The 15,923-nt window shown below is 75.6% G+C and carries 14 protein-coding genes; 9 read left to right on the forward strand and 5 right to left on the reverse strand.

Features of this window, described 5'->3' with window-relative positions:
- Positions 1–107 precede the first annotated feature (107 nt).
- From WA616_RS13770 to WA616_RS13800, 7 genes are all read left to right on the forward strand, one after another.
- The gene (locus WA616_RS13770; protein ID WP_336030624.1) at positions 108–1,091 is read left to right on the forward strand and encodes a PRC and DUF2382 domain-containing protein; all 984 of its coding nucleotides are present in this window, start codon (positions 108–110) and stop codon (positions 1,089–1,091) included.
- 142 nt (positions 1,092–1,233) lie between these two features.
- Positions 1,234–2,148 (forward strand): AAA family ATPase, encoded by a 915-nt coding sequence (locus WA616_RS13775; RefSeq protein ID WP_336030627.1) that lies wholly within the window; start codon positions 1,234–1,236, stop codon positions 2,146–2,148.
- Positions 2,138–3,259 (forward strand): vWA domain-containing protein, encoded by a 1,122-nt coding sequence (locus WA616_RS13780; protein WP_336030629.1) that lies wholly within the window; start codon positions 2,138–2,140, stop codon positions 3,257–3,259. Before WA616_RS13775 ends, WA616_RS13780 begins: the two co-directional genes overlap by 11 nt.
- On the forward strand, positions 3,252–4,373 hold the full coding sequence (locus WA616_RS13785; RefSeq protein ID WP_336030632.1) for an XdhC/CoxI family protein: 1,122 nt from the start codon (positions 3,252–3,254) through the stop codon (positions 4,371–4,373). The genes WA616_RS13780 and WA616_RS13785 overlap by 8 nt, the downstream gene beginning before the upstream one ends.
- Entirely contained in the window at positions 4,370–4,945 is a 576-nt protein-coding gene (locus tag WA616_RS13790) for an MOSC domain-containing protein (RefSeq protein ID WP_336030635.1), read from the forward strand. The genes WA616_RS13785 and WA616_RS13790 overlap by 4 nt, the downstream gene beginning before the upstream one ends.
- Positions 4,946–5,047: 102 nt before the next feature.
- The gene (locus tag WA616_RS13795) at positions 5,048–6,187 is read left to right on the forward strand and encodes an NDMA-dependent alcohol dehydrogenase (RefSeq protein ID WP_073420853.1); all 1,140 of its coding nucleotides are present in this window, start codon (positions 5,048–5,050) and stop codon (positions 6,185–6,187) included.
- A gap of 80 nt (positions 6,188–6,267) precedes the next feature.
- Positions 6,268–8,142 (forward strand): AAA family ATPase, encoded by a 1,875-nt coding sequence (locus tag WA616_RS13800; protein WP_073420854.1) that lies wholly within the window; start codon positions 6,268–6,270, stop codon positions 8,140–8,142.
- Between the two features lie 333 nt (positions 8,143–8,475).
- On the opposite strand, the gene WA616_RS13805 is transcribed toward WA616_RS13800, so the two are convergent.
- Both WA616_RS13805 and WA616_RS13810 read right to left on the reverse strand, forming a co-directional pair.
- Positions 8,476–9,213 (reverse strand): endonuclease/exonuclease/phosphatase family protein, encoded by a 738-nt coding sequence (locus tag WA616_RS13805; RefSeq protein ID WP_336030639.1) that lies wholly within the window; start codon positions 9,211–9,213, stop codon positions 8,476–8,478.
- 181 nt (positions 9,214–9,394) lie between these two features.
- Positions 9,395–10,252, reverse strand: a complete 858-nt coding sequence (locus WA616_RS13810; RefSeq protein WP_336030640.1) for a helix-turn-helix transcriptional regulator — start codon at positions 10,250–10,252, stop codon at positions 9,395–9,397.
- Between the two features lie 180 nt (positions 10,253–10,432).
- Between WA616_RS13810 and WA616_RS13815 the strand changes: the two genes are divergently transcribed.
- Positions 10,433–12,130, forward strand: a complete 1,698-nt coding sequence (locus tag WA616_RS13815) for an AMP-binding protein (protein ID WP_336030642.1) — start codon at positions 10,433–10,435, stop codon at positions 12,128–12,130.
- A 49-nt stretch (positions 12,131–12,179) separates the two neighbouring features.
- Here WA616_RS13815 and WA616_RS13820 read toward each other — a convergent pair whose 3' ends face one another.
- The 3 genes from WA616_RS13820 to WA616_RS13830 form a co-directional block, all read right to left on the reverse strand.
- Positions 12,180–13,307, reverse strand: coding sequence for an NDMA-dependent alcohol dehydrogenase (locus tag WA616_RS13820; RefSeq protein WP_073420857.1), 1,128 nt, complete (start codon positions 13,305–13,307; stop codon positions 12,180–12,182).
- Between the two features lie 139 nt (positions 13,308–13,446).
- On the reverse strand, positions 13,447–13,611 hold the full coding sequence (locus WA616_RS13825) for a hypothetical protein (protein WP_336030643.1): 165 nt from the start codon (positions 13,609–13,611) through the stop codon (positions 13,447–13,449).
- A gap of 3 nt (positions 13,612–13,614) precedes the next feature.
- Positions 13,615–14,421: a class E sortase gene (locus WA616_RS13830; protein WP_336030645.1), complete on the reverse strand. Its 807-nt coding sequence runs from the start codon at positions 14,419–14,421 to the stop codon at positions 13,615–13,617.
- Positions 14,422–14,477: 56 nt separating this feature from the next.
- Here WA616_RS13830 and WA616_RS13835 point away from each other — a divergent pair, with 56 nt between their 5' ends.
- A complete protein-coding gene (locus WA616_RS13835) occupies positions 14,478–15,914 on the forward strand; it encodes a bifunctional 3-(3-hydroxy-phenyl)propionate/3-hydroxycinnamic acid hydroxylase (RefSeq protein WP_336030647.1) in 1,437 nt (478 codons plus the stop codon).
- The last annotated feature ends 9 nt before the right edge of the window (positions 15,915–15,923 follow it).

The raw sequence follows: 15,923 nt of genomic DNA on the forward strand, positions 1-15,923 counted from the left end.
CGGTGACGGGCGGACGAAGATCCGATCCGGTCGTTTCGGTCCGCCGACCTCGGTCACCCATTGAGTCGACCGTTACACCAGAGCTCAGATGGGAGCGCGAAACGACGATGATCGGCACCGACACCATCAGCCGTGTGATCGGACAGGACGTCTACGACCAGTCGGGCGAGAAGATCGGGTCCGCCTCCGAGGTCTACCTCGACGACGAGACCGGTCAGCCGGAGTGGGCCACGGTGCGCACCGGTCTGTTCGGCACCAAGGAGTCCTTCGTCCCGCTGCGTGACGCCGACCTGACCAACGACGGCCTGCGCGTGGGCGTCACCAAGGCCCAGGTCAAGGACGCGCCGAAGGTCGACACCGACGGCCACCTCTCCCCGCAGGAGGAGCAGGAGCTGTACCGGTACTACGGCCTCGGCTACGGCTCGGGCACGCAGACCACGCAGACCACGACGACGGACACCGGCACCGCCGGCACCTACTCGATGGACCAGACCCGCGGCCAGCAGGACCTGACCACCGCCGGCACCGGCGTGGCCGGCACCGCGGGCATGGACCGCGACCGTGACGGCGTCCGCGACGACCTCGAGACCCGCGGCACCGTGGGCCACGACACCTCCGGCCCGACCACCGACAACGCGATGACCCGCTCCGAGGAGCACCTCAACGTGGGCACCCAGCGGGTCGAGGCCGGCCGGGCGCGGCTGCGCAAGTACGTCGTCAGCGAGAACGTGACGCAGACCGTGCCGGTCTCCCACGAGGAGGTCCGGGTCGAGCGCGAGCCGATCACCGACGCCAACTACGGCAACGCCATGGACGGCCCGGCCATCTCCGAGGAGGAGCACGAGGTCGTCCTGCACGCCGAGCGCCCCGTCGTGGAGAAGGAGGCCGTGCCGGTCGAGCGCGTCCGCCTGGACACCCAGACGGTGACCGAGCAGCAGCAGGTCAGCGAGCAGGTGCGCAAGGAGGAGATCGAGGTCGACGGCGGCACCACCGGCACCACGACCGGCACCGCCGGCCGGGACGACCGCGGCCTGGTGCAGAAGGCCAAGGACGCCCTCGACCGCGACAACGACGGCAAGATCGGGCGGTGACGCCCTCCCGCCCGTAGGGGCGGGACGCACCACAGTCGGCGGTGGCCGGCCGGAGACCTCGACTCCCGGCCGGCCACCGTGCTGTCGGGGGACCCCCGGTCGGGGGCGGCCGGCCCCGCGGCCAGGTGGGATGCTCGGCGGCGTGAGCGAGACCACGGCCGCCGTCCTCCGAACCGACGGGCTCCCCGGCAGCCCCGAGGAGCTGGCCGCCGCCCTGCAGGACACCGGCTACCTGCCCGACGAGGGACTGGCGACCGCCGCCTACCTGGCCCTGGTCATGCGCCGCCCGCTGTTCCTCGAGGGCGAGGCCGGCGTCGGCAAGACGGCGCTGGCCCGGGCGCTCGCCCAGGTCACCGGCCGACCGATCTACCGCCTGCAGTGCTACGAGGGCCTCGAGGCCAGCCAGGCCCTCTACGACTGGGACTTCGGCCGCCAGCTGCTGCACCTGCGCGCCGCCGAGGCCGCGCACGCCACCGGGGACACCCAGGCCCTGGAGGCCTCCCTCTACGACCGCCGCTTCCTCCTCGCCCGGCCGCTGCTGCAGGCGCTCGAGGACTCCCCGAGCGTGCTGCTGGTCGACGAGGTCGACCGCGCCGACGACGAGTTCGAGGCGTTCCTCCTCGAGGTGCTCTCGGACTTCACGATCTCCATCCCCGAGCTCGGCACCGTGCACGCCGACGTCCCGCCGCTGGTCGTGCTCACGTCCAACCGCACCCGCGAGGTGCACGACGCCCTCAAGCGCCGCTGCCTCTACCACTGGCTGCAGCACCCCGACTTCGAGCGCGAGGTCGCCATCCTGCGCACCCGTTTGCCCGAGGTCACCGAGCAGCTCGCCCGCGAGGTGGCCCGGGCGACGGCGAAGCTGCGCAGCCTGGACCTGCTCAAGCCGCCGGGGGTCGCGGAGGCGATGGACTGGGCCAGCGCGCTGCACGCCCTCGGCGCCCGCGACCTCGACCCCGACCTCGCCGCGCGCACCCTCGGGGCGGTGCTCAAGTACCGCGAGGACACCGACCGGGTGCACGCCCTGGCCCGCGGGGCGCTGTTCGGTGGCGGCTGAGCGCGCCGGGGACGTCGTCGGCGTCGTCCTCGGCTTCGCCCGCACGCTGCGCGCCGCCGGCGTGGCCGCGTCCCCCGACCGGGTCGAGGCGATGCTGTCCGCGGTCGCGGCCCTCGACGTCCTCGACGCCACCGCCGTCTACTGGGCCGGCCGCCTGACGCTGTGCTCCGGGCCCGACGACCTCGACCGCTACGACGCCGCCTTCGCCGCCTGGTTCGGCGGGGAGGCGCCCCGGCGCCGGCCCGCGACCGCGCAGGAGCCGCCGCCGCTGGTGTCCACCGCCGCCCCCCTGGAGCAGGGCGGCGGCACGGGGGAGCGGGGCGAGGACCCCGCGGACCTCGCCGTCGCGGCGTCCGGCGACGAGGTGCTGCGCCACCGCGACGTCGCGGACCTGACGCCGGCCGAGCGCGAGCACCTGCGCCGGCTGTTCGCGCTGGTCCGCCCGGCCGCGCCCATGCGCCCGTCCCGGCGGCGGCGCGCGGACACCCACGGCGTGGTGCACCCTGCGCGCACCGTCCGGCGGGCGCTGCGCGACGGCGGCGAGGTCACCCGGCTGATGCACCGGCGGTCCCGGCCCCGGCCGCGGCGGGTGGTGCTGCTGGTCGACGTCTCCGGCTCCATGAGCCCCTACGCCGACGCGCTCATGCGCTTCGCGCACGCGGCGGTGCGCGCCCGGCCGGCGTCCACCGAGGTGTTCACGATCGGCACCCGGCTCACCCGCGTCACCCGGGAGATGCGGCTGCGCGACCCCGACCGGGCGCTGACCGCCAGCGGCGACGCGATCCCCGACTGGTCCGGCGGCACGCGGCTCGGTGAGGTGCTCAAGGCCTTCCTCGACCGGTGGGGGCAGCGCGGCACCGCGCGCGGCGCGATCGTGGTCGTGTGCAGCGACGGGTGGGAGCGGGGCAGCCCCGACCTGCTGCGCGAGCAGATGGCCCGGCTGCGCCGGCTCGCGCACGCCGTCGTCTGGGTCAACCCGCACAAGGGGCGGGCCGGGTACGAGCCGCTCACCGGCGGGATGCAGGCGGCGCTGCCGTCGGTTGACGCGTTCGTGTCCGGCCACAGCCTGGCCGCCTTCGAGGAACTGTCAGGGGTGATCTCGCGTGCGTGAAGTCCTGGACGACCTGGTCGGGTGGTGGCAGGCCGGGGAGACGGTCGGCATGGGGACCGTGGTCGCCACGTGGCGTTCGGCGCCGCGGCCGGCCGGGGCGGCCATGCTCGTCGGCCCCGACGGGACGGCGGTCGGCAGCGTGTCCGGCGGCTGCGTCGAGGGCGCGGTCTACGAGGAGGCCAAGGACGTCGTCGAGTCCGGCGTCCCGACGCTGGAGCGCTACGGCGTCAGCGACGACGACGCGTTCGCCGTCGGGCTGACCTGCGGCGGGATCCTCGACGTCTTCGTCGAGCCGGTGTCGCGCGAGTCGTTCCCCGAACTCGGGGAGATCGCCGAGTCCGTCGGCCGGCACGAGCCGGTCGCCGTCGTCACGGTCGTGCGCGGGCCGGAGGACCGCATCGGCCGGCGGCTGGTGCTCTGGCCCGACCGCAGCTCCGGCACGCTCGGCCTGCAGCGGCTCGACGACGCCGTCGCCGACGACGCCCGCGGCATGCTCGCCGCCGGGCGCACCGGCACGCTGACCTACGGCCACGACGGCGAGCGGCGCGGGGACGAGCTGACGCTGTTCGTCTCCTCCTTCGCCCCGCCGGCGCGGATGGTCGTGTTCGGGGCCATCGACTTCGCCGCCGCGGTGGCGCGGGTGGGCGCCTTCCTCGGCTACCGCGTCACCGTCTGCGACGCCCGCCCGGTCTTCGCCACCGCCCGCCGGTTCCCCGACGCGCACGAGGTCGTCGTCGAGTGGCCGCACCGCTACCTGCAGGCCGAGGTCGACGCCGGCCGGATCGACGAGCGCACCGTGCTGTGCGTGCTCACCCACGACCCGAAGTTCGACGTCCCGCTGCTGGAGGTCGCGCTGCGGCTGCCGGTGGCCTACGTGGGCGCGATGGGCTCGCGGCGCACGCACGACGAGCGGCTGGAGCGGCTGCGCGAGGCCGGGCTGTCCGACGCCGAGCTGGACCGGCTGTCCTCGCCGATCGGCCTGGACCTGGGCGCCCGCACGCCCGAGGAGACCGCCGTGTCCATCGCCGCGGAGGTCATCGCCGGGCGCTGGGGCGGCTCGGGGGAGCGGCTGACGGGGACGGAGGGCCCCATCCACCGCACCGCCGAGCGGTGACGGAGCTGCCGTACCGGTACGACGTCGAGGTCGTCGGGCTGCTCGTCTCGCCGGTGCACCGCTACGACGGGCGCCCCGCCGGGGTCGTCCCGCCGCAGGACGGCGACCGGGTCGAGGAGGTCGAGGTGCGGGCCGGGCACGGCGTCGTCGGCGACCGCTACGCCGGCCGGCCCGCGCACCGCGACGCCGCCGTCACCGTGCTCGCCGCCGAGTCGGTGGAGGCGCTGGCCGCCGAGCTCGGCGCCGGGGCGCTGGACCCGCTGCTCGCCCGCCGCAACGTCGTCCTGCGGGGCGCGGAGGTGGAGGCGCTGCGCGGCGCGGAGTTCTCCCTCGACTGCGGGGAGGGGGTCGTCGTCCTGCGCGGCGGGCGCCCGGCCAACCCCTGCGCGTGGCTGGACACCGTGCTCGCGCCCGGCGCCCACCGCGGCATGCGCGGCCGCGCGGGCGTGCGCTGCGCCCCGCTGGGCGACGGCGTCCTGCGGCTCGGCCCGGCGGTGCTGGCGAGCGCGGTGCCGCTGGACCCGGCGCGCGCGGGCGAGGTGCACCGGGTGCTGCCCCGCCCCCGCGGCTGAGCATCCCCCCGTCCGGGGGTGGCCCCGGTCACACCGGCGTCACGACGATGGCCCGCGCCGGGAGGTGCCGCCGAGTCGCGGCGGCCGACGACGGGAGGGTCGATGAGGACCAGGGCAGCCGTACTGCGCGACGTCGGGAAGCCGTTCGAGATCACCGAGCTCGAGCTCGACGAACCCAAGGCCGGGGAGGTGCTCATCCGCTACGTCGCCGCCGGCCTGTGCCACTCCGACGAGCACCTGCGGCACGGCGACATCGTCCCCCAGTTCCCCATCGTGGGCGGGCACGAGGGTGCCGGGGTGATCGAGAAGGTGGGCCCGGGCGTGACCCGGCTCCAGCCCGGCGACCACGTCGTCTGCTCGTTCCTGCCGGTGTGCGGGCACTGCCGCTGGTGCTCCACGGGCAAGTCGAACCTCTGCGACATGGGCGCGTCGATCCTGGTCGGCAACCTGCCCGACGGCACCTACCGCTTCCACGACGACGACGGCAACGACTACGGCGGCATGTGCATGCTCGGCACGTTCTCCGAGCGCGCCGTCATCAGCGAGAACTCCGCCGTCAAGGTCGACCCGGACCTGCCGCTGGACAAGGTCGTGCTCATCGGGTGCGGCGTCCCGACCGGCTGGGGGTCGGCGGTGCACGCGGCGGCCACCGAGCCCGGCGACACGATCGTCATCTACGGGATCGGCGGCATCGGGATCAACAGCGTGCAGGGCGCGGCGCTGGCCGGGGCGCGCAACGTCGTCGCCGTCGACCCGCTGCCCAACAAGCGGGAGGCCGCCGAGCAGCTCGGCGCCACGCACAGCTGCGAGACCGCCGAGGAGGCGATGGAGCTCGTCCAGGAGCTGACCCGCGGCGTCGGCGCGGACAAGGCGATCATCACCGTCGGCGTCGTCGACGCGAAGGTCGTCACCGACGCGGTCAACACCATCCGCAAGGGCGGGACAGCGGTGATCACCGGCCTGGCGGACCCCACGAAGAACAACATCGAGCTGTCCAGCTCGCTGCTCACGCTGTTCGAGAAGACCGTGAAGGGCAGCCTGTTCGGCTCGGGCGACCCGTTCCACGACATCCCGAAGATGATCGAGCTGTACCAGTCCGGCGACCTCAAGCTCGACGAGCTGATCACGAAGACGTACACGCTCGACCAGGTCAACGAGGGCTACGAGGACCTGGTCAACGGGAAGAACATCCGCGGCGTCATCGTCTACGACACCCCGCCGCTGGAGGGCGCGCCGGCCTGAGCCGCCCGCCGTCCACCGACCCGGGACCTGCGCACCCGCCCCCCTCGGGTGCGCAGGTCCCGCACCACGAGAGGAGCCGCGTGAGCGCACCGTCCGCGCCCCACCCGGTCATCGGGCTGCGTCGTGAGCGGGAGGTGCTCACCGTCGCGCTGCGCACCAACCGGCACGTCGTGCTCGAGGGGCCGCCCGGCACGGGCAAGTCCACGCTGCTGCGCTCGATCGCGGCGGAGACCGGCCAGGAGGTCGTGTTCGTCGAGGGCAACGCCGAGCTGACGCCGGCCCGCCTGATCGGCCAGTACGACCCCGCGGCCGTCCTCGCCGACGGCTACGTGCCGGGCAGCTTCACCGACGGACCGCTGCTGACGGCGATGCGCGGGCACGGGCTGCTCTACCTCGAGGAGCTCAACCGGATCCCCGAGGAGACGCTCAACGTCCTCATCACCGTGCTCACCGAGGGGGAGATCACCGTGCCGCGGCTCGGGCACGTGCGCGCCGCCGCGGGGTTCCGGCTGATCGCGGCGATGAACCCGTTCGACGCGATCGGCACGGCGCGGGTCGGGCAGGCGATCGCCGACCGGATGTGCCGCGTCGTCCTCGGCTACCAGGACGCCGCGGCCGAGCGGGCGATCGTCACCGCGGTGACCGGGGCGCCGCCGGCGCTCATCGGCCTCGCCGTCCGGCTGGTGCGGGCCTCGCGCGAGCACCGCGACGTCCGGATGGGCTCGTCGGTGCGCGGCGCCACCGACCTGGTGCTGCTCCTGGGCGGGCTGCTCGACGTGCGCGGGCAGTCGGGGCTCGGCGCCGAGGGGGCGCGGGAGACCGCCCGGGACGCCGCCTACGCCGCCCTGTCGGGGCGGATCCGCATCGCCGAGGGCGTCGAGCGCACGCCCGAGGCGGTCATCGACGAGATCCTCGACGGCGTCTGGCCACCGGACGGCTCGCCCCCGCCCCCCGACGAGCAGCCCCCCGCCGACGCCGCAGGTGGTGACGACCCGGGAAAAGGTGAGGGCCCGCCGGAGTCCCCGGCGGGCCAGGACTCGGCCTCGTCCCTGCGCCGCGACCGCCGCTCCGGGGGCGGGCGCCGGCAGACCAGCCGCCGTGAGATGGCGGCGCGCCACGACGCGTTCGAGGAGGTCAGCCCGGAGGTCGGCGAGCTCGACGAGGAGGCGTTCGCCGCGCTGATGGCCGAGGACGCCGACGCCGCGGCCGCGCTGCTCACCGACCTCGCCGCCGCCACCGACCGGGACCTGCGCTCGGCGGCCCAGCGGCTGGCCGCGCGGGTGTTCGTGCAGGTGGGGCGGGTCGGCCGCGTCCGGACACGGGGGACGCGGCGGCTGGTGCCCGACCGGCGGGGCGACGGCGACCTGGACCTCGACCGCACGCTCGACCGCTGGGAGGTCGGCTCGCCGCTGGCGCCGGAGGACCTGGTCACGCGCACGTGGACCGGGCACCGGCGGTCGGTGTGCCTGGCCGTGGACACGTCGGGGTCGATGACCGGGCTCGGCGTGGCGATCGCGGCGGTGGCGGCGGCCGGCGTCGTCCTCACCGGGGACGACAAGCTGCGGACCAGCCTGATCACCTTCGGGCGGGAGGTCGACGTCGTGCAGCGGCCGGGGCAGCGGCGGGCCGCGGAGGACGTCGTCACGCACCTGATCGGCCTGCGCGGGCACGGGATGACCGACCTGGCCGGCGCGCTGCGGGCCGCCCGCCGCCAGCTCGACGCCGAGGTGGCCGACGAGCGGCGCGTCGTCCTGCTGTCGGACTGCCTGCACACCACCGGCGACCCGCCGGAGACCGCGCTCGCCGGCCTGGACCGGGTGGACGTGCTGTGCCCGCTGCCGACGGCGGAGGCGGAGGAGGCCGCCCGGGCGCTGGCGGCGCGCGGCGGGGGGAGCGCGCAGATGGTGCGGACGGTGCGCGACCTCGGCCCGGCGCTGACCCGCCTGCTCGGCTGATCGCCGCGACCGCGCCCGCGGAGTTGATCATCGGATGCGTGCACGGGACACGCGACGACACGCCGGCCAGCCGTGCAGGCGTCCGATGATCAACACCGGGCGAAGCCCCTACGGGCGGGTCCTCGTGGCCCTACGCTCGCCGGGCGGTCGCATCGTCGAGGGCCTATGGGAACGAAGGCGCAGGTGTCCGGTGCAGGCCTGTAACTCCGCGAGGAGCGAGCCGGTTCGAGTCCGGCATTCGGTGCGACCGCGCCTGCGCTGTTGATCATCGGATGCGTGCCGCTCCCACCGGCGTGTCCGCGCGTGTCGGCGGCAAGCGTCCGATGATCAATGTCAGGTGCTGATCGTCACCGCAACGCCGGAGTGGTCCGAGAGCTTCGCTCCGTCGAGCGACCGGCCCTCCCACGCCTTCCAGTTGCTGGCGTGCAGGGTGGCGCCCGAAGGTGGAGCGGCGCAGATGTGGTCGATCGGGTCCTCTGCGAGATCCGCCTCGAAGCGGTCGCCGTCCGTGAAGCAGGTCAGGCCAGCCGCCGTCAAAGACCTTCGCAGAGCTGCACGAGCGTCCTTCGAGCCATACCCGTCCCCATGCCCGAGCGACTGATTGAGATCGCCGGCGACCACCAGCAGATGGTCCGGATGCGCTGCACGCAGTTCCTCCCAGCGTCGTTCGTGCTGGGGGAGGAGTCGAAGGAACTCGGCCCAGCTCTTGGCCCTCGCGTCCGCGGGAGTGTCCGGCAGGGACTCGGAGTCCCAGGGCAGGACCGTGCCGTAGACGACCACCGAGTCCTCGAGTTCGACGGCGATCGCGCGGAGGTCGGGAGCGGATTCGAATCGCCCAGTGACCTCCCGTCGGGTCCAGATGGTCACCCAGCTCCCGCCGAGGCGAGCGCCAGGCCTCTGTCCCATGGCCACGGGCTTGTAGGGGTCCGGCAACGCGAGGTCGGAGTGGGTCTCGGTCAGCACGATGACGTCGCAGTACTCGGCGATGAGCCGTTGCAGGCGGGCGCTGTTGCGGTCCGGCGTGGCGTACTGCACGTTCCAAGTGCCGACACGGATGTGCACGTCCTTCATGGGCCCTCGCTGCTCGTCAGGGTGCTGCGGTCACTCCATTCATCGGCCGGTGCGCGAGCTTCCTGAGCGCATCCGGCCACCCACGCCTAGTCGGGGGACGTGACCATCGGATGCGTGCCGCTCCCACCGGCGTGTCCGCGCGTGTCGGCGGCACGCGTCCGATGATCGACGCGACGAGCGCCTACGGCAGCAGGCCGAGCCTCCGGGCCTGGACGACGGCCTCCAGGCGGGTGTGCGCGTCGAGCTTCGTCATCGCCGAGCCGAGGTAGCTCTTCACCGTCTCCGGGCGCAGCGACAGCCGGGTCGCGGTCTCGCGGTTGCTGCAGCCCAGCGCCACCTGCGTGAGGACGTCGACCTCGCGCGCGGACAGCCGCACGGCCGGCCGGGTCCCGCGCGGGGCGCCCAGCGCCGCGAGCCGCCCGCACGCCGACAGCAGCCGGTCGCGCAGCGCGGCGTCGTCGGTGGCCTGCGCGGCGAGCCGGAGGTCGGCGTGCACCGCGCGCACCTCCTCCCACCGCGCCGGGTCCTCCGCGGCGGACGGGCCGGCCGGGGCGGCGGCCATCAGCGCCACACGGCGGTCCACCTCGTCGCGGACGGCGAGCTCGGCGCCCATCCGCCCGGCCGCGCGGGCCAGCGCGTCGCGCACCCGGTCGCCCACCGAGCCGCCCTCCCGGCTGGCCGCGTAGAGCACCGCCCGCGCCCGCCCGTCGACCAGCACCGGCACCGCGGCCACCGTGCGCAGCCCCTCGGCGAGCACCGGCCCGTCGTACTCGTGCGTGATGTCCAGCGCCCGCTCGTAGTCCTCGACGCCGGCCGGACGGCCCTCGCTGAGCACCCGCCCGCCCAGGCCCGCGCCCGTGCGCACCTGCAGCCCGTGCAGGTACCGCGTGCGCCCGCCCACCATCTCCTCGATCCGCATGGCCGCGCCCTGCACCGGGCCGGCGAACACCACGCCCATCCCCGACCGGGCGTGCACCTCGCGGACGGCGGCCCGCAGGACGTCGCGGTCGTCGGGCCGGGCGGTGGCAGGGAGGGACACGGGGGACCTCCTCGGGCAGGGCGGACGATGGTGACCCGCGTCACGGTAGCGCCGCGGGCGCCGGGGGCCGTCCTCGCCTGCAACGTGCGGCAACGCCCGGCGCGATCGGGGGTGGTGGTGCCGGACGGGCGCGTCCGACCATGCCGGGGCCCACGACCGCACGACCGAGGGAGCCCCCGCATGCCCGGCACCGCCACCACCGCCTACCGGGAGGCCCGCGACCGGCTGCTCGCCCTCCGCGGCGACCCCGCCACGGCGGCCGCCGAGTTCGCGTTCCCACGGGTGGAGGGCCCGTTCAACTGGGCGGTGGACTGGTTCGACGAGGTCGCCCGCGGCGTGGAGCGGCCCGGGCTGCGCATCACCGAGGAGGACGGCACGAGCGGCAGCTGGTCGTTCGCCGAGCTGTCCCGCCGCTCGGACCAGGTGGCCGCGTGGCTGCGGGAGCGCGGCGTCGGGCGCGGCGACCGCGTCGTCCTCATGCTCGGCAACCAGGTCGAGCTGTGGGAGGCGATGCTCGCGGTGATGAAGCTCGGCGCGGTCATCATGCCGACCACCACCGCGCTCGGCCCCGACGACCTCGCCGACCGGATCGGCCGCGGCGGCGCCCGGCACGTCGTCGTCAACGCCGTCGACGCCGCCAAGTTCGACGCCGTGCCGGGCGACTACGGCCGGATCGCCGTGGGCGACGCGCCGTCCGGGTGGGCGCCCTACGCCGACAGCGCCGGCGCCCCCGACGCGCCGCTCGGCCACCCCGGCACCGAGCCCGGCGACCCGCTGCTCCTGTACTTCACCAGCGGCACCACCAGCCGGCCCAAGCTGGTCGAGCACACGCAGGTCAGCTACCCGGTCGGGCACCTGTCGACGATGTACTGGCTGGGCCTGCGGCCCGGCGACGTGCACCTCAACATCAGCTCGCCCGGCTGGGCCAAGCACGCGTGGAGCTGCTTCTTCGCCCCGTGGGCCGCCGAGGCCACCGTCGACCTGTTCAACTACACGCGGTTCGACGCCGCGCGCGTCCTGGGGCACGTCCGCGGCACCGGCGTGACCACCTTCTGCGCGCCGCCCACGGTCTGGCGGATGCTCATCCAGGCCGACCTCTCCGGCGGTCCCGGCACGCTGCGCGAGGTGGTCGCCGCGGGCGAGCCGCTCAACCCCGAGGTCATCGAGCAGGTCCGCCGGCACTGGGGGCTCACGCTGCGGGACGGCTACGGGCAGACCGAGACGACGGCGTCGGTGGCCAACGCGCCCGGCGCGGAGGTGCGCCCGGGCTCCATGGGCCGCCCGTTGCCCGGCGTCCCGGTGGTGCTGGTCGACCCGCTCACCGGGCAGCAGGGCAGCGAGGGCGAGATCTGCCTGGACCTCTCGCAGCGGCCGGTCGGGCTGATGACCGGCTACCAGGGCGACCCGGAGCGGGCGGCCGAGGCGATGGCCGGCGGGTACTACCACACCGGCGACGTCGCGACCCGGGACGCCGACGGCTACATCACCTACGTCGGGCGCACCGACGACGTCTTCAAGGCCAGCGACTACAAGATCAGCCCGTTCGAGCTGGAGAGCGTGCTCATCGAGCACCCCGCGGTGGTCGAGGCCGCCGTCGTGCCGGTGCCCGACCCGGTCCGGCTGGCCGTGCCGAAGGCCTACGTGATGCTCGCCCCGGGCTGGGAGGCGGGGCCGGAGACGGCGCTGGCGGTGCTGCGGCACGCGCGCGAGCGGCTGGCGCCCTACCTGCGGGTGCGGCGGATCGAGTTCGCGGAGCTGCCCAAGACGGTCTCGGGGAAGATCCGCCGGGTCGAGCTGCGGCAGCGGGAGGAGCAGGCGGCGCCGGCGGGCACGGGCACCGACTGGGCCGACACCGACTTCCCCGAGCTGAGGGGCTGAGACGCGCCCGTGCCCGCCGGCGCGTGGCCGGCGGGCACGGGCGGACGGCTCAGCGGTCGGCGTCGGTGTAGACGACCATCCCGCGGATGTTCTTGCCGTCGCGCATGTCCTGGTAGCCCTGGTTGATGTCCTCCAGCTTGTACTTCGTGGTCGCGAGCTCGTCGAGCTTGAGCTGGCCCTCCTGGTAGAGGCTGAGCAGCTCGGGGATCGCCGCCCGCGGCGCCAGCCCGCCGAAGATCGCGCCCTGCAGGTCCTTCTGCAGCAGCGTGAGCTCGAAGAGGCTGAGCTTGACGTCCGTGTTCGCGGCGTTGCCCATGCCGGTGACGACGGCGCGGCCGCCCTTGCCGGTGAGGCTCAGCGCGGTCTGGATGTCCTCGCCCTGGATGTCGCCGACGGTGATGATCGTCTTGTCGGCCATCCGGCCCCAGGTCAGCTCGTTGACCTTCTCGGTGGCCTCCTCGGCCGACTCGAACACGTGCGTCGCGCCGAGGTCCATGGCCCATTCGCGCTTGCGGGCGACCGGCTCGATGACCATGACCCGCTTGGCCCCGGCCGCCGCGGCGCCCTGGACGGCGTTCATGCCGACGCCGCCGGCGCCCATGACGACGACGTTCTCGCCGGGCCGGACGTCGGCGACCTTGGTGGCCGAGCCCCAGCCGGTGGTGACGCCGCAGCCCACCAGCGCGGCGATCTCCAGCGGGATGTCGGGCTCGATCTTCACCACCGACGCCTGGTGCACGGTGATGTAGGGGGAGAACGTGCCGAGCAGGCACATCGGGATGACGTCCTGGCCCTTGGCCTGCACCCGGTAGCTGCCGTCGGAGATCGCGGTGCCGGCCAGCAGGCTGGCGCCGAGGTCGCAGAGGTTCTGCATCCCCTTCGAACACGGCGGGCACTGGCCGCAGGCGGGGATGAAGGCGGTGACGACGTGGTCGCCCTCCTGCAGCCCGGTCACGCCGGGGCCGACCTTGGTGACGACGCCGGAGCCCTCGTGGCCGCCGATGACCGGGTAGAAGGCGACGGGCGTGCCGCCGGTGACCAGGTGCTCGTCGCTGTGGCACAGGCCCGACGCGGCGAGCTGGACCTGGACCTCACCCTCCCTCGGGTCGCCCAGCTCGATCTCCTCGATCGACCAGTCCTCGCCGACGCCCCACAGGATCGCGCCCTTGGTCTTCACCCGGTGTGCCTCCGTCCGTCCGCGCGCGGTCGCCGCCCGTCGCCGTCGACGGGCCGCCGCTGCGACTGTGCGCCGCGCCACAGACTGTGCGCGGCACCGGGTGCCGTCAAGGGGACGCAACCGTTGCGGCGGGCGGCCCTCAGCGGCCGGGGTCGACCGTCACCGAGGTGAACGGCAGGTGCGGCTCGACGGCGGGGAAGACGACGAACAGCAGCAGCGCGCAGGCGGCGAGCGCCAGCAGCAGCGACAGCGCCGCGCGGGTCGCCGTCCCCCCGGGGAGGTGGCGCCAGATCCAGCGGTACACGGCTCAGTCCTCGGTCAGGGCCGGCGGCCCGTCGGGGGCGTCGGCCCGGGTCACGCCCGGGCCCTCCAGCACGGCGTGCACGACCAGGCGCTGCCGCGCCGAGTACCGCGGGTGGCAGGTCGTGAGCGTCAGGTAGGCGCCGGCGGGGGCGGCGTCCGCGGCGCCGCCGGGGACGGGCGCGACGACGTCGACCCGGTCGGGCGTCACGATCTGCCGCCCGGGGACGCCGTTGGGGTCGGGCGCGGCCAGGTCGTCGCCGGCGCCGAGCACCCGGTAGGTGAACCAGCCGTCGGCCACCTCGACGACGACGGCGTCGCCCGGCCGCAGCGCGTCGAGCTCGAGGAACGGCGAGCCGCGGCCCACGCGGTGGCCGGCGACGGCGAGGTTGCCCTGCTCGCCGGGCATCGCCGTCCCGACGTAGTGGCCCGGGCCCTGCGCGAGCTGGTCCTCGGTGGTGCCCTCGAGCACGACCCGCGACCAGTCCTCGCCCAGGCGCGGCACGTGCAGCACCGCGAACGGCTCGCCCACGCCGGGCGCGGCCGGGGAGGTGGGCGTGCCGACGACGGGCGCGTCCGCGCCGGGTGAGCCGCCGGACCACTCGGTGGCCAGCTGGTCGGCGAGCCGGTCCTGGTCGCGCGCGGTGAACAGGCCGGTCACCCACAGCTCGTAGGCGACGAACAGCAGCAGCACGACGCCGGCCGTGACCAGCGTCTGGCCCAGGCCGCTGACGAGGGTGCGCCAGCGCTCGCCGGCGGGCCGACCGTGGCGGCGCCACTCGCGCGGCGGCGCGGGGGCGGACGTCGGGGCCATGGCGGGACCACGATGCCAGGACGGGCGCCGCCGCCCGGTCCGCGACACTGGGCGGCGTGTCGCAGCTGCCGGTGGTCGTCGTCGGCGCCGGGCCGGTGGGCTGCACCGCGGCGCTGCTGCTCGCGCGGCGGGGGATCGACGTGCTGCTGCTCGAGCGCCGGCCCGCGCCGCCCGCCGTCCCCCGGGCCGTGCACCTCGACGACGAGGCGCTGCGCGCGCTGGCCGACGCCGGGGTCGCGGAGGAGTTCCTCGCCGTCAGCCGGCCGATGGCGGGGTTGCGGCTGCTCGACGCCGGCCACCGGGTGCTCGCCGAGTTCGCGCGCGACCCGGGCGCCGGCCGGCACGGCTGGCCGCAGGCGTCGATGTTCCACCAGCCCGACCTCGAGGCGGTGCTGCGCGCCGCCGTCGACCGGGCGCCGCGGGTCACGCTGCGCGCGCCCGCCGAGGTGACCGGGCTGACGGAGCGGCCGGACCGGGCCGTCACGGTGGCGCTGGCCGGCGGGGACCGGCTCGACGCCGCGGCCGTGCTCGGCTGCGACGGGGCGCACAGCACGGTGCGGCGGCTGACCGGCGCCCGCATGCGCGCCCTCGCCCGGCCCGACCGCTGGCTGGTGGTCGACCTGCGCGCGCCGTCGCCGCTGCCGGTGTGGCCCGGCGTGCACCAGGTCTGCGATCCGGCCCGCGCGGCGACGTTCATGCCGGTCAGCGGCGACCGGTACCGCTTCGAGACCCGGCTGTTCGACGGCGGGACGGCGGCCGCGCTCACCGCGCCGGAGGTGCTGCGGCCGCTGCTGGCGCCGTTCGGGGCCGACGGCGCCGAGGTGGTCCGCGCCGCCGAGTACGTCTACCGCGCGGAGGTGGCCGACCGGTGGCGGCGCGGGCGGGTGCTGCTGGCCGGCGACGCCGCCCACCTGACCCCGCCGTTCGTCGGCCAGGGCCTCGGCCTCGGGCTGCGCGACGTGCACCAGCTCGCCTGGAAGGTCGCCGCCGTCGTCACCGGTGCCGCGGACGAGGGCCTGCTCGATAGCCACGGCGCCGAGCGCGGGCCGCACGCCCGGGCGCTGGTGCGGCTGGCCGCGCTGGTCGGCGGGCTGATGACCGGCGGGGGAGCGGGCGCGGTGCCGGTCCGCCGGGCGGTGCTCGCCGCCGTCGGCCGGGTGCCGGCGCTTGCCGCCTACGCCACCGACAGCCGCACGCCGCCGCTGCGCCGCGGGCCGCTGGTCGACCGCGGCGGGCCGGCCGGGCGCCGGCTGGCGGGGACGCTCGTGCCGCGCGCCCGGGTCCGCGTCGACGGCCGGGAGTGCCGGCTCGACGACGTCCTCGGCGCCGGCACCGCCGTCCTCGCGCTGGCGCCGTCCGGGCCCACCGTCACCGCGGGCGGGCGGCGGACCGCGCTCGACGACGTCGACGGCACCCTGACCGCGTGGCTGCGCGCCGGCCGCGCCCGCTGGGTCGTGGTCCGTCCCGACCGGGTGGTGAGGGCGGCGGGCTGAGTGGGTACC

It is taken from the genome of Geodermatophilus sp. FMUSA9-8 (assembly GCF_037034165.1).
Classification (GTDB): Bacteria; Actinomycetota; Actinomycetes; order Mycobacteriales; family Geodermatophilaceae; genus Geodermatophilus; species Geodermatophilus nigrescens.